The sequence below is a fragment of the Salipaludibacillus neizhouensis genome (assembly GCF_002886185.1).
Taxonomy (GTDB): Bacteria; Bacillota; Bacilli; order Bacillales; family Salisediminibacteriaceae; genus Salipaludibacillus; species Salipaludibacillus neizhouensis.
Genome location: NZ_KZ614146.1, coordinates 742316 through 755289 on the forward strand (window position 1 = coordinate 742316; position 12974 = coordinate 755289).

At 37.2% G+C, this 12974-nt stretch carries 16 protein-coding genes; 14 read left to right on the top strand and 2 right to left on the bottom strand.

Features of this window, described 5'->3' with window-relative positions; all coding sequences use genetic code 11:
* Positions 1 to 76 precede the first annotated feature (76 nt).
* The 3 genes from CEF18_RS03405 to CEF18_RS03415 are packed head-to-tail and all read left to right on the top strand — an operon-like array spanning position 77 to position 1947.
* Positions 77 to 841, top strand: coding sequence for a segregation/condensation protein A (locus CEF18_RS03405; RefSeq protein WP_110935189.1), 765 nt, complete (start codon positions 77 to 79; stop codon positions 839 to 841).
* A complete protein-coding gene (gene scpB / locus CEF18_RS03410; RefSeq protein ID WP_110935190.1) occupies positions 828 to 1421 on the top strand; it encodes an SMC-Scp complex subunit ScpB in 594 nt (197 codons plus the stop codon). Before CEF18_RS03405 ends, scpB begins: the two co-directional genes overlap by 14 nt.
* A 28-nt stretch (positions 1422 to 1449) precedes the next feature.
* Complete coding sequence (locus CEF18_RS03415; protein WP_110935191.1) at positions 1450 to 1947, top strand: DUF3907 family protein; 498 nt, start codon at positions 1450 to 1452, stop codon at positions 1945 to 1947.
* A 213-nt stretch (positions 1948 to 2160) separates the two neighbouring features.
* Here the strand turns inward: CEF18_RS03415 and CEF18_RS03420 are convergent, their stop codons facing one another.
* Both CEF18_RS03420 and CEF18_RS03425 read right to left on the bottom strand, forming a co-directional pair.
* Positions 2161 to 2880, bottom strand: coding sequence for a DUF421 domain-containing protein (locus tag CEF18_RS03420; RefSeq protein WP_110935192.1), 720 nt, complete (start codon positions 2878 to 2880; stop codon positions 2161 to 2163).
* A 63-nt stretch (positions 2881 to 2943) separates the two neighbouring features.
* Positions 2944 to 3462 carry a hypothetical protein gene (locus CEF18_RS03425; protein ID WP_110935193.1) on the bottom strand — a complete coding sequence of 173 codons (519 nt, stop codon included), beginning with the start codon at positions 3460 to 3462 and terminating at the stop codon, positions 2944 to 2946.
* Positions 3463 to 3580: 118 nt separating this feature from the next.
* Between CEF18_RS03425 and CEF18_RS03430 the strand changes: the two genes are divergently transcribed.
* The 11 genes from CEF18_RS03430 to ccsB all read left to right on the top strand — a co-directional run bounded on the left by CEF18_RS03430 (position 3581) and on the right by ccsB (position 12928).
* Entirely contained in the window at positions 3581 to 4021 is a 441-nt protein-coding gene (locus CEF18_RS03430; protein ID WP_110935194.1) for a YhcN/YlaJ family sporulation lipoprotein, read from the top strand.
* Between the two features lie 13 nt (positions 4022 to 4034).
* Complete coding sequence (spoVAC, locus tag CEF18_RS03435; RefSeq protein ID WP_110935195.1) at positions 4035 to 4493, top strand: stage V sporulation protein AC; 459 nt, start codon at positions 4035 to 4037, stop codon at positions 4491 to 4493.
* 14 nt (positions 4494 to 4507) lie between these two features.
* Entirely contained in the window at positions 4508 to 5524 is a 1017-nt protein-coding gene (gene spoVAD, locus CEF18_RS03440; protein WP_110935196.1) for a stage V sporulation protein AD, read from the top strand.
* Positions 5525 to 5875: a stage V sporulation protein AE gene (spoVAE, locus tag CEF18_RS03445; RefSeq protein ID WP_110935197.1), complete on the top strand. Its 351-nt coding sequence runs from the start codon at positions 5525 to 5527 to the stop codon at positions 5873 to 5875. It abuts the gene before it with no gap.
* A 223-nt stretch (positions 5876 to 6098) separates the two neighbouring features.
* Positions 6099 to 7247 carry a D-alanyl-D-alanine carboxypeptidase family protein gene (locus CEF18_RS03450; protein WP_110935198.1) on the top strand — a complete coding sequence of 383 codons (1149 nt, stop codon included), beginning with the start codon at positions 6099 to 6101 and terminating at the stop codon, positions 7245 to 7247.
* On the top strand, positions 7240 to 7830 hold the full coding sequence (locus tag CEF18_RS03455; RefSeq protein WP_110935199.1) for a nucleoside recognition domain-containing protein: 591 nt from the start codon (positions 7240 to 7242) through the stop codon (positions 7828 to 7830). Before CEF18_RS03450 ends, CEF18_RS03455 begins: the two co-directional genes overlap by 8 nt.
* 6 nt (positions 7831 to 7836) lie before the next feature.
* Positions 7837 to 8367, top strand: a complete 531-nt coding sequence (locus CEF18_RS03460) for a spore maturation protein (protein ID WP_110935200.1) — start codon at positions 7837 to 7839, stop codon at positions 8365 to 8367.
* A 356-nt stretch (positions 8368 to 8723) separates the two neighbouring features.
* On the top strand, positions 8724 to 9443 hold the full coding sequence (locus CEF18_RS03465) for a pseudouridine synthase (protein ID WP_110935201.1): 720 nt from the start codon (positions 8724 to 8726) through the stop codon (positions 9441 to 9443).
* A gap of 91 nt (positions 9444 to 9534) precedes the next feature.
* Positions 9535 to 10062 carry a thiol-disulfide oxidoreductase ResA gene (gene resA / locus CEF18_RS03470; protein WP_110935202.1) on the top strand — a complete coding sequence of 176 codons (528 nt, stop codon included), beginning with the start codon at positions 9535 to 9537 and terminating at the stop codon, positions 10060 to 10062.
* A 12-nt stretch (positions 10063 to 10074) separates the two neighbouring features.
* A complete protein-coding gene (resB, locus tag CEF18_RS03475; RefSeq protein ID WP_110935203.1) occupies positions 10075 to 11751 on the top strand; it encodes a cytochrome c biogenesis protein ResB in 1677 nt (558 codons plus the stop codon).
* A complete protein-coding gene (ccsB, locus tag CEF18_RS03480) occupies positions 11744 to 12928 on the top strand; it encodes a c-type cytochrome biogenesis protein CcsB (protein WP_110935204.1) in 1185 nt (394 codons plus the stop codon). The genes resB and ccsB overlap by 8 nt, the downstream gene beginning before the upstream one ends.
* Positions 12929 to 12974 lie beyond the last annotated feature (46 nt).

Genomic DNA, 12974 nt, shown 5'->3' on the forward strand with positions numbered 1-12974 from the left:
TAGCGGAAAATAGGTCCAGTTTTTCGGAATATGGTATAATTTAAGCAGATCTTACTAAGAACGGGGAAATAAACAAATGATTCAATACAGCGTAAAGCTACACGCCTTTGAGGGGCCTTTAGACTTACTTTTACACCTTATTCAAAAGAATGACCTAGACCTTTATGATATACCAGTAAAAGAAATTACTGAGCAATATATGACTTATATTCATGCTATGCAAACCCTTCACCTCGATGTAGCCAGTGAATACTTAGTAATGGCGTCCACGCTGTTGCATATGAAGAGCAAACTTCTTCTTCCTGTCGAAGAAGAGGTATGGGATGAAGATTTGGTGATGGAAGAGGAAGATACGCGAGATGACTTAATGCAGCGTCTTATAGAATATAAAAAATACAAAGAAGCAGCTGGTGAACTAAGAACGCGAGAGACAGAAAGAAGTGATTTATTCTCTAAACCAATGACAGACTTGACGCCTTTACTTGAGGATAAAGAAGAAGGTCAAAGCACTCCTGTTAATGCCTCTATTTATGATATGCTTCAAGCCTTTCAAAAAATGAAGAAAAGAAATAAAAAAATTAAACCTACCATTTCAACTATAAATCGACAAGAGGTTCCTATTGATGAACGTATGTCACAAATTGTGGAAGCTCTCTATTTGAAGAAAGGCAGAAGCCGTTTCTCAGATTTATTTAAAGAGGATGATCAACCTCACCTTGTGGTGACATTTTTAGCTTTACTGGAATTGATGAAGGCGAACGCTATTCGATGCGAACAAGAAAGAAATTTTGAAGATATTATGGTTTACGCACAAGGAGGTCCATCCATTGAAGAGTCATGAAATTAAAGCTGTGATAGAAGGACTTTTATTTGTATCCGGCGAAGAGGGTATAGATGAAAAGCAACTAATGGAGGTCCTTGAATTAGATAGAAAAACATTAAAATTTTATCTTGCTGAGATGAAAGAGATGTATCAATCAGAGCAAAGGGGAATACAATTAGTTGAATTGGCTGGGGGATACCAGCTAACGACGAAAAAAGAGCATGCAGAGTTTTTTAAGCGCCTCGTGCAATCTCCAACTTCAACGACGCTATCCCAAGCGGCACTTGAATCTCTGGCGATTATAGCCTATAAGCAGCCATTGTCGCGGATGGAAATTGAAGATATCCGTGGTGTGAAATCTGAACGCCCGATCCGCACATTAAGTGCCAAGGGTCTTATTAAAGAAGTGGGTAGAGTCGAGGGAACAGGTAGAGCAATTTTATATGGAACAACAAAACAGTTTTTAGAGCAATTTGGATTACGTACTATTGAAGAATTACCACCTTTAACAGATCAATCAGAAGAAGATGTAGAAGGTGAAGTTGACTTATTTTTCGAGAAGTTTCAGGAACAATTGGCCTCACAAGAGCTAAAATAGAAGTAACCAGATAGAGGGGAGTTCAGAAATGGGAAATGATCTAGTCAGGCAGCAGCTTCAGATTACCATGGGGAATATGAAAGATGTATCCGGGGAAATAAGATCTTTCTTAAATGAGATCCGACTAGAAGATTTAGTTAAATCAACTACCAATACTTCAACTGAGGATTTTGAATTAATTCTTGATCAATTTAGGCGTCTTCTTGTTTTTTTTGAAGAAGGCAGAGAATCGGGTAATATTATTTTGCGTAGCGAAAATTTCAGAAAAGCAGCAGCTGAAAAAACGTTGTACTGGATTTTTCATCAATGCATTGAAGAATTTTTTCAGCCGCATTATGATGTATGGTATGAGGATAGTCGAGCAGCCTACACAGGAAAAAATGCGATTCGTTTTCGTAACGAGGTCCCTAGGATGGTAAAAGAAGTTGTACAAACTATTGAAGGACCTATCCAGACAGTGAGAGAAGAATTAGAGTATTACGAAACAGACTACCGAACGAAAGTGAATCAAAGAGAGAATCAATAAAGTAAAGGTGTATCAATGGGTTTGCTAACCTATTAGATATACCTTTATTTTTTAAGAAATAAGAATCCATAAAATTGGCAGCTCCCTTCACACCGCACGTATAAAGGGAAATCCACCATCCTTTCGAGTATAGCACCTACACTTAGTATGTAGGTGCTACTCGGGGCGGTGGAAGCTGACGCTGTATTTAATAAAAGACGCTCAGCGTTTTTCTTATATTAAAGAACTAACATCTAAATATTTTATAAATGGCGCATGATCGAGGTGAACATAGAGAGGCTCTCCCTCTGACCACTCAGCAATTAATACATGATTGATCTCAATCCCTAGCTCACTGAAGAGATTTTGTAAAGACTCCTTTAGTAAAGGGGTTTGCTGAAGATTCTCATCAATCCATCCTCCATCGGAAACAATGGTTATAGGTAGCATCACATCAGTTGGAGCTATATTAATATCACTTTTGCTTACCGATTGATACGTACTCTTTTTTAAAACGTTAATTGTACCGTTAGCTTCGAGAATAGCATATTCGACTTCTTGGATGGAGAAAACGCTTTTGTCACGTAATAAATGCTGTAATTGATCCAAATCGAGTTTTGTTGTCTGAAGTTTGGCCCGATCAATGACACCGCGTCTAATCACAATCGTAGGTTTACCCTCCAGCAATCCTCTGGAATTTTTATATTTTTGAGTGATCGTTTCCACCAACATAATTAAAGCTCCCCAAACAAAAACCGCATATAGAACATAATGCAAACCAATATCCTTATCATAAATTGCATTACCAACTAATTCACCAAGTATTAATGCAGATATAAAATCAAAAGGTGTAAGCTGAGCAATTTGAGTTTTCCCTAACACTTTTGTCAAAACGAGTAGAGCTAGGAACCCTACCAGGAGCTCTATTGTTAATGCAAAAAAATTAGTATTCAATAGAAAACCCTCCTATGTAAATGAAATACATGAGTTAGGGTTCTCAATTTGTAAAATTATATTTTAGTTTTGGTGAAAGAGACGGAACCATTTATCCATTAGGTGGCATAGTTCATGTGACGAGCGCACTAATTGTCCTACTTCAGAGTGCGGGTCATTAGTTGATCCTGTAAAAACAGATTTTAAGTTTCCGTTCTTTGTATACCAAAAGCGAGTCAAATACTGTTGGTAGGTGTTTGTGAAAGAAAGAATAGCATCCATCTGTTGATCATTAAAAACAGTGGAGAGTGTCTCCTGACTGTAAAGAAACTGTTTTGGTGCAAGTTCCATCTCTTTTTTATGAATATCGTGAGATTGTTTTTGAACGGCGTTTCGAATTCTTAACCACTGAAGTTCCGTAGTTCTTCGTATTTCTTCCTCAAAATCCATTGTTAATGAAGACTTTGTTTTAACTTCAGGCACATAATCAAACTTGTTAAACAATTCCTTTACCTTTTTACTTTGTAAACGCAGCTGATAAAAAATGAATCCTTGCAGAAAAAAAACAACTACAAGTAAAACATAGATTCCAATCCAAACCATAAGAGGACTCTCCTTCGATTATAATTGTTTCCGTATAATTGTTAATTATTTCTTACATAAAAAAACTTCCCCACTATGATAATAATAATATGAAAAATAAAAGGAGTGCAAACAGAGTATGAGGATATGTATGATTCTTCTTTCGGTATTCTGTCTGATAGGTGTAGTGGGATGTCAGGCTGAAGATGATCCGGTAAAAGCACAGGGATATGGTGTGGCAGGTTCAGGAGTGGAAATTCCTCAGCACTTAGCCAAGGAAGCGGAAAGAACAGTATTAGACATGGAGGAAGTGGATGATGCAACTTCAGTCGCACTGGATAAAAGTGTATATGTTGCTTTAACAGTAAATGGATTCGATCGTTTCTTTTTAAAAGACATACGTAAAGAAGCAAAAGAAAAACTTGAAAAATCGATTCCAAATGGGGAATTTGAGGTATCAACAGATTCAAAAGTAGAGATGGAATTAACAGAGATTGAGCAGGCTTTGGAAAATAATAAATTAACTAAAAAAGAATTAGAGCAGAAAATTAAAAAAGTAAAAGAAGATTTGAAAGGCTAGGTGGTTTACAGTTATGGAAAAATCAAAGAAACCAACGCCCTCACAAAAAGCATATCAAAAAATAGCAAGTAAGCATGAAATAAAGCGTCCAGTGGGGATTAATTGTCTAAAAGCTTTTATCATAGGTGGATTAGTATGTACACTTGGCCAACTTATTTCAAACGGATATATTTATTTTTTCGATTTCACAGACAAAACTGCTGGTGATCCAACAGTGGCAACCCTGATCTTTCTAGCGTGCCTGTTTACTGGCTTAGGTATATATGATAAATTCGGACAGTTTGCCGGAGCTGGAACGGCCGTACCGGTAACAGGGTTTGCTAACGCGATGGCGTCTGCAGCTATAGAACACCGAACAGAAGGTTTTGTACTTGGAGTTGCGGCAAATATGTTTAAACTCGCTGGGTCAGTCATAGTATTTGGTGTCTTTTCTGCGTTTATCATAGCGATTATTAAAACCTTATTATTTTGAGAGGAGGGTTACAAATGCTTGAAGGAAAAAGAACGTGGACATTTGAGTCTAATCCAGTAATTATTGGTACTGGTGTTATCGGTGGTCCTTTCGAAAAGAAAGGAGAGTTAGTCAATCATTTTGACGCTTTCTATGATGATTTAATGTGTGGGGAAAACAGCTTTGAACAAGCACAAAAAGTATTACTTGAAGATGCATGTAAGGAAGCGATAAAAAAAGCAAATGTAACAAAGGAAGATATTCAGTTTATGTTCGCTGGAGATTTACTTAATCAAATTACTTCAACAAGTTTTGCAAGTCGATCCTTAGCTATTCCTTTCTTTGGTCTGTTCGGTGCATGTGCAACCTCAATGGAGGCATTAGCACTTTCTGCTTTCATTATAAATGCTAAAGGTGCGGATTATATTTTAGCTGCTTCGTCAAGCCATAATGCTGCAGTGGAAAAAACTTTTAGATATCCTACGGAGTATGGTGCGCAAAAACCACCAACATCGCAGTGGACCGCAACTGCAGCAGGTGCAGGTGTAGTTTGTTCTTCTGGGGTGGGTCCAATTATTACTTCAGCAACCATCGGTCATGTCGTTGATGAAGGTCTAAAAGACCCATTTAATATGGGCGGGGCAATGGCACCTGCTGCGGTGGATACGATTAAAGCTCATTTAGAGGATTTAAAATTAGAACCTGACTATTATGACCTAATATTAACGGGTGATTTAGGGAAAATTGGAAGAGCAATTTCACTCGAGTTATTTGAAAATGAAAATATTGCAATTAAAGAGGAACTGTTTCAAGATGCTGGATTAATGCTTTATAAAAAAGAGCAACCAGTTCAATCCGGAGCAAGTGGCGCTGGATGTTCGGCAGCGGTAACGTTCGGAAACATAGTGAACCGAATAAATAGTGGGGAATTAAATCGAGTTCTTGTAGTGGCTACTGGTGCGCTACTGTCACCAATAACATACCAGCAACATGAATCAATTCCTTGCATTGCCCATGCGGTATCATTAGAAAAACAGAAAGGAGGAAACTAAATGATTTTTCTAAATGCATTTATTGTAGGTGGATTAATTTGTGTCATCGGACAACTTCTCTTAGATGTTGGAAAACTTACCCCGGGTCACACATTAAGTGCACTGGTTGTTTCAGGAGCGATACTGGATGGATTAGGTTTATACGAGCCACTGATTGATTTTGCAGGTGCAGGTGCAACAGTCCCCATAACGAGTTTTGGGAATTCACTTGTACATGGTGCCTTGCAGGAAGCCGAAGCAAGTGGAATGATTGGTATTATAACTGGGATATTTCAAGTAACCAGTGCAGGTATATCATCCGCAATTATATTCAGCTTCCTAGCAGCATTAATTTTTAAACCTAAAGGATGACAAAATAACGAATGAAGGACCGATCATATTATTTATTTATTTATGAAGGTCCCTTCACCCTCGTCATTTCCTCTTATTTTATTTTCCTCATTAAAAATAGTCACCACTGACAAGAAACACAATTTTTTATTATCTTATTTTAAAGACATACTTCCGATCGTCATGCATAAAATTGGCTAATAGGACATGCAATAGAATTACCTGTTAGATCGGAGGAAAAATAATGAAAGTTACCCGAATGGTTATCGTATTGCTTACTCTTTTTTCAGTTCTATTTTTCGAGAGTCGCTCGATCAGTGCAGAATACAATCAGAATGTATCGGCAAAAGGAGCAATCTTAATAGAACAGGAGAGTGGTAGAATTTTATATGAGAAGGATGCTCGTTCTCCGATGAGAATTGCAAGTATTACGAAAATAATGACAGCAATTTTGGCAATTGAGTCTGGGAATCTAGATGAAAAAGTAACTGTGTCTTCGCGAGCGTTCAGTACAGAGGGTTCTTCGATATATCTAACAGAAGGTGAGGAAATTCCCCTCAGAGATCTCATTTATGGATTAATGCTTCGATCAGGAAATGATGCAGCAGTTGCTATAGCAGAACATGTTGGGGGAAGCTTAGAAGGATTCGTTTATATGATGAATGAAAAAGCAAGTGAGATCGGTATGGAACAAACGATATTCGCAAATCCCCATGGTCTAGATGACCACGAAGAACACTATTCTTCCGCATTAGACATGGCCTTATTAACTCAATATGCCATGGAAAATGAAACATACAAAGAAGTGACATCCACAAAAAGTTATCGCTCTGATTCAGATAAAGACCATATTCGCGTGTTTAACAACAAAAACCGTCTACTAACTCAGCTGTATCCCTATGCAATAGGAGGTAAAACGGGATATACAAAACGAGCCAACAGGACACTCGTTTCCTCGGCAGAAAAAGACGGATTGGAACTCATTGCAGTGACGATCGATGCCCCAAGTGATTGGCATGACCATATGAATTTATTTGATTGGGGGTTTGCAAACTTTCAAATAAAGACACTGGTTAAAAAAGGAATGGTAAAGGACATAGACGATCCGTACTTTAAAAATCATCTTGAAGCTGAATTTTCGTTTGAATTTCCTTTGGAAGAAGATGAACACAATCAAATAAAAACAAAGCTGATGCTATTATCCCCGTCAAATTCAGCTGAATGGGAAGAGAATGGACATCCATATCCAATAGGAACGGTTCAAATAGACTTGTCTGGAGAAACAATTGGAATTGTTCCATTAGCATATAAAAATGAAGAGAAGGTTTCTACATTTTATGAGAAATGGATACAGAGATGGATTCCGATGAATGGAGTTTTTACAGGTGGTTAACATTATTTGGGTGAGTCTATTCCTTATAGGATTTGTATTTGCTGCCATACAAGGAAATATGGACTTAGTTAATGAGGCAATATTTTCAGGAGCAAAAGAAGCCGTTGCCATTTGTATAGGCTTAATCAGTGTGTTAACTTTTTGGCTTGGAATGATGAGAATTGCGGAAAAGGCTGGCATCATCAATGGGGTAAGTAAAATAATGTCTCCTTTCGTTAAAATACTTTTTCCAGACATACCAAAGGGACACCCAGCATTGGGATATATTATATCAAACATGAGTGCAAATTTATTTGGTCTAGGTAACGCAGCGACTCCGATGGGCATTAAAGCGATGAAAGAACTGAAAGTGTTAAATGGAAATAAAGAGGAAGCAAGCAGATCTATGATTACATTACTTGCTATAAATACAGCTAGTATTACCCTGATACCTACGACTGTTATTGCATTAAGAATAGAATATAACTCCGTAGGACCAACCGAAATTGTGTTTACTACTATTTTGGCTACGACGTGCTCGACGATAGGAGCGATAATCATAGATCGCTATTTTCACTTTCGTCGATTGAAAAAGGGAGGTTAAATCGTTATGAACTGGATAACAAACTTCTCCATTTGGATTATCCCTTCGATAATTTTACTAATCCTTCTTACTGCAACTTGGAAAAAAGTAGCTACGTATGAAATGTTTGTGGAAGGAGCAAAAGAAGGCGTAGAAATGTCATTTGGAATTATACCTTACTTGGTTGGTATGCTTGTTTCTATTAAAGTATTTCGAGAATCAGGAGCTATGGATTTTATTATTGAAACGCTATCTCCGGTGTTATCCATGTTTTATATTCCTGCTGAGATCCTACCTTTAGCATTAATTCGTCCACTTTCCGGAAATGGAGCGCTCGGGATGACGAGTGACCTTATAGCTACTTATGGTCCTGATTCATTTATTGGCCGCTTAGCTTCAACAATGCAAGGAAGTACGGACACAACATTTTATGTACTCACTGTTTATTTTGGGGCGGTTGGAATTAAAAAAATGGGAGATGCATTAAAAGTAGGCTTAGCTGCCGATGTAATTGGCATTATTGCTTCTATAATTATTGTTCGACTTGTGTTTTTGTGAAGGAAGAACCTTTTTCAGAAAACCTACCTATAAAGATTGTCTAAATTTATTCTTAATAAGGTAAGAATTTATAACAAAAGACGCTACGCGTTTTTCTTAGAGGAAAATATACTTGTGTTCATCATAGTATGTGATATGATAATGATCAGTAATCAGTGCAGTAGCAGGACATAGTTTCTAATAAGTTGAAAAGAATTTAGAGATATATTACGATATTTTCCCTAAAGGGTTTGCCTTTAGGGGTTATTTATTGTATCGGCTTGTATCGGCACTAAAAAAAAGATAAAATTAACGTTTGAGACACAAACTAACTACTAGAATAAAAATATCGATTAGAAATATACGAGGTGAAAGTAATGGAGCGATTACAAAAAGTTATAGCACAAGCTGGTATTACATCAAGACGTAAGGCAGAACAATTAATTACTGAAGGAAAAGTATCGGTAAATGGAAAGAAGATTACAGAGCTTGGTACGAAAGTGGATGCACAACAAGATGAAGTAGTAGTGAATGGAGTTCCTATTAATAAAGAAGAGCCTGTCTATTTCTTGTTATATAAACCTTCTGGAGTTATTTCCAGTGTTACTGATGAATTTGACCGAAAAGTAGTTACTTCTTATATTCCAACGGAAAAAAGAATCTTTCCAATTGGGAGATTAGATTACGATACATCTGGACTGCTTCTATTAACAAATGATGGAGAGTTTGCAAACTTGCTCATGCACCCTAAGTACAAAATCAAAAAAACGTACATAGCTAAGGTAGAAGGTGCACCTTTAAGGGAAGATTTAAAAAAGCTTGAGCGTGGAATTAATCTAGAGGATGGCAAAACTTCACCAGCGCAAGTCAAGGTGAAAAAAACAGATAACAATAAAAATACATCGATTCTTGAAATAACAATTCACGAAGGTAAAAATAGACAAGTTAGACGCATGCTAGAAGCCATTGGTCACCAAGTTATTAAACTAAAGAGAGAGAATTACGGATTTCTTCATCTTCGTGGTTTAAACGCGGGAGAACACAGAGAATTAAAACCGCACGAAGTAAAACAACTTAGAGATTTAGCCGTCACATAAAGTTCACAACTAATGGATGCAACTGCTGTAAACACTAAACGACTAGTGTTAATATTAGAGTGAAGATTAATTGACGTAATGGGGGTTCATCATGAAAAAACGAAGACTGCTAATACGGTCAATCATTTTAGGTGTAATGATGGTGGCTATCGGATTTACCTTTTACAATCATTTCTCTGCGGATCGTGGTCTTGTAAGCGAAGGTGACATAGCTCCGAATTTCGTATTAGAAGATATGGACGGGAATCGGCTGGAGTTAGCTGAGCTTCAAGGAAAAGGTGTCTATGTTAATTTTTGGGCAACATACTGTGTTTACTGCCGGGAAAAAATGCAATATTTGGAAGAGTACCATGAAGACTACAATGAAAAAGGTGTAGAAATTGTTTCTATTAATGTCGATGAAACGACACTACAAGTAGATCGTCATAAACAAAGACAAGGTCTTTCTTATCCATTATATATTGATCGTAACATGCTTGTCAGTAATGCATATGGTGTTCACAGCCTACCTGCTACATTCCTTATTAACGAAGAAGGGCAAGTAATAGATGCTGAGGTTGGAGCCAAAACAGAAGAGCAAGTAATTGCATCATTGGATGAATTAATACCGAGCAATTAGTGGGGGTTCATTATGGAGAAGGTCAAATGTGAGTGTGGCCATGTTAATCCTTATGGGACGTATTTATGTGAGTCCTGTGGGAAGCCACTGAAAGAGGAAAAGGGAAAAATCGCTAACATGCGATACGAAGGTGTAGCGAGACGTTCTCAAACATATAAAAAATCAATGATAGATAGAGTATGGAATTTCTTTTCTTCCGTTAAGGTTGGAATATGGATAATTTTTGCTTTATTAATTACTTCTTCTTTAGGAACTGTTTTTCCTCAAGAGATGTATATTCCACCAGGCGAAAATCCAGCGATTTACTATGAACAAGCGTATGGTACTATAGGGTTGTTATATTACCAATTAGGTTTTCATAATCTATATAGTTCATGGTGGTATATGCTTCTAATTGCATCATTGGGTATTTCACTGGTCATCGCCAGTTTAGATAGGGTAGTCCCTTTATATCGTGCACTTAGTACTCAAAGAGTAACTCGTCATGAAGGGTTTCTCAAACGGCAACGAGTTTTTGGAGAAGCGGAAGGATTGGATGATCCAGAAGCTGAAATGAAGAAAGCAGAGAAAGTATTACGAGAGAAGAAATATAAGATTAGAAAAGAAAATGGAAACTTACTAGCTGAGAAAGGGAGATTTGCTAGATGGGGCCCATATGTCAATCATGTAGGCTTAATTATCTTTCTAATCGGTGGAATGCTTCGGTTTTTCCCTGAAATGTACACAGATGAGCATGTATGGGTTCGGGAAGGGGAACAAGAAGTAATAAGTGGAACTGGTGGAAATTACTTTGTGCGAAATAATGAATTTGCGATCGATTTATATGATGAAGAAAACGAAATGTTTGAGGCGGCTTTGGAAAGAGCAGGAGGATCAGTCGTTGAATCCTTTCGAACTTCTGCGACATTACTTAAAAGGTCATCTAATGGCACAGTGGGCAGTGAAACAGAATTAGAAGAGGTCAAAGACCACGAGATTATTGTTAATGATCCTTTAACTTTTGAAGGTTTTTCATTATATCAAGTTGATTATAAACTTAATGAACTTTCTACCTTCTCGTTTACATTGGAAAGCGAGACAGTAGACGAAGACTTTTCAGACTTTATTTTTGAAGTGGACCTTAATGATCCTCAAAAACTTTATGAATTTGAAAATGGTTATGAAATTGAAATTTTAGAGTATTTTCCTAATTTTCTTATTGATGACAATCGTGAGCCAACAACGATAAACCGAATTCCGGATAATCCTAGAATAATCTTTGAGGTATTTCCTCCTGATGTAGACCGAGAGGATGAAAATGCTGAGGGAGAAATCAGTCTTATTGGAATTCAGGTAAATGAATCCTTAAACGGTGACCATGACCACACAATTCGTTTGGCTGGGGTAGAAATGGTTGATGTTACTGGTCTGACAATTAGAAAGGATCGAACATTACCGGTTATTTCAGTTGGAGCGATCATATTTATGATTGGATTAATACAAGGATCTTATTGGCACCATCGTCGTATTTGGATTCAGAATCGTGAAGGAACACTTTTATTAGCTGGTCATGCTAATAAAAATTGGCATGCTCTGAAAAAAGACTTCAGTCTCATTTCAGCCAACACTCAAATCCCTTCACCAGTTGATCAATTAGACGAAGCAGCGAAAGAGAAGGAAAATGAAGGAGTGAATCAAAACAATGTTTGAAATGAGCAGTAATTTAATGTATGTTGCTTTTTTTCTCTTTTTAGCATCAACAGTTCTTTTCGCAGTTTCCATAACTGGAAAGAAATTTAAAACCCGTGAGGGAGAGGAAAAAAATAAAGCCGGTTTATGGGGATATATTAGTGCTGTTATTGCCTTAATAGCTGCAGTGAGTTATTTTATCGTCAGATGGATTGCAGTTGGACATGCCCCTGTAAGTAATATGTTTGAATATACAACTGCATTAGGCATAGCAATCTCGTTAGCATTTGTAATTATTTATCCGATGTATAAAAATAATTATCTGGGAATTTTTACGATGCCTATAGTGATGCTGATTATAGCGTATGCTTCCATGTTTCCGACGGAAGCACAGCCACTTATACCTGCACTTCAATCACATTGGTTAACGATTCATGTTATTACCACGGTTATTGGTCAAGGTATTTTAGCAATCGGATTTGTTGGTGGACTAATCTATTTAATTCGGGTTATTGATTTTACAAAAGCAACAAAGAAAGTTCTGGGCGTCGAGTTTATCCTTTTTTCAATCATTGCCGGGATTGCCTATATATTATTAAATGTTGGTTTTAACCTAGCAGATTATGAAGCCACGTTTGAATACACGAACGAACTTGGCGAAGAAGCACAGATAGATTATACGATGCCACCGTTAGTAGGACCAAACGAAGGAGAATTAATTTCCGGCGGGATGAATCCTTTATTTAATGCACCTGCAATTATAGCAAGCGGGGATTTAAATGTCGTTATTTGGTCATTTCTAGGAGGGCTTGTTTTTTATCTGATTTTGAGGCTTCTGTTCCGAAAGCCGATAGGTGGAATTATTCAACCACTGGTGAAACAAGTTAATCCTCAAGCAGTGGATGAAATTAGTTATCGTGCTATTGCCATTGGTTTCCCCGTATTTACTCTTGGAGGCCTGATTTTTGCGATGATTTGGGCTCAAATTGCTTGGACCCGTTTTTGGGGTTGGGATCCAAAAGAAGTTTGGGCACTTGTTACATTCTTATTTTATGCAGCATATCTTCATTTACGTCTATCGAGAGGTTGGCAAGGAGAGAAAAGTGCTTGGCTTTGCGTTTTGGGTTTTATAATTATTTTATTTAATCTGATTTTTGTTAACCTTGTTATCGCGGGGCTTCATTCTTATGCAATGTAGTATGCTGGCACACTTTTTTTTTCGAGAGTGTGCTTTTCTTCTGTGT

What these genes read in the sequence shown, in the direction of transcription:
- resA (WP_110935202.1), top strand. Translation starts at nt 9,535, where the DNA reads ATGAAAAAACGAAGACTGCTAATACGGTCAATCATTTTAGGTGTAATG.
- CEF18_RS03460 (WP_110935200.1), top strand. Translation starts at nt 7,837, where the DNA reads ATGAACTGGATAACAAACTTCTCCATTTGGATTATCCCTTCGATAATT.
- spoVAD (WP_110935196.1), top strand. Translation starts at nt 4,508, where the DNA reads ATGCTTGAAGGAAAAAGAACGTGGACATTTGAGTCTAATCCAGTAATT.
- ccsB (WP_110935204.1), top strand. Translation starts at nt 11,744, where the DNA reads ATGTTTGAAATGAGCAGTAATTTAATGTATGTTGCTTTTTTTCTCTTT.
- CEF18_RS03465 (WP_110935201.1), top strand. Translation starts at nt 8,724, where the DNA reads ATGGAGCGATTACAAAAAGTTATAGCACAAGCTGGTATTACATCAAGA.
- CEF18_RS03430 (WP_110935194.1), top strand. Translation starts at nt 3,581, where the DNA reads ATGAGGATATGTATGATTCTTCTTTCGGTATTCTGTCTGATAGGTGTA.
- resB (WP_110935203.1), top strand. Translation starts at nt 10,075, where the DNA reads ATGGAGAAGGTCAAATGTGAGTGTGGCCATGTTAATCCTTATGGGACG.
- CEF18_RS03450 (WP_110935198.1), top strand. Translation starts at nt 6,099, where the DNA reads ATGAAAGTTACCCGAATGGTTATCGTATTGCTTACTCTTTTTTCAGTT.
- CEF18_RS03425 (WP_110935193.1), bottom strand. Translation starts at nt 3,462, where the DNA reads ATGGTTTGGATTGGAATCTATGTTTTACTTGTAGTTGTTTTTTTTCTG.
- spoVAC (WP_110935195.1), top strand. Translation starts at nt 4,035, where the DNA reads ATGGAAAAATCAAAGAAACCAACGCCCTCACAAAAAGCATATCAAAAA.
- CEF18_RS03415 (WP_110935191.1), top strand. Translation starts at nt 1,450, where the DNA reads ATGGGAAATGATCTAGTCAGGCAGCAGCTTCAGATTACCATGGGGAAT.
- CEF18_RS03405 (WP_110935189.1), top strand. Translation starts at nt 77, where the DNA reads ATGATTCAATACAGCGTAAAGCTACACGCCTTTGAGGGGCCTTTAGAC.
- spoVAE (WP_110935197.1), top strand. Translation starts at nt 5,525, where the DNA reads ATGATTTTTCTAAATGCATTTATTGTAGGTGGATTAATTTGTGTCATC.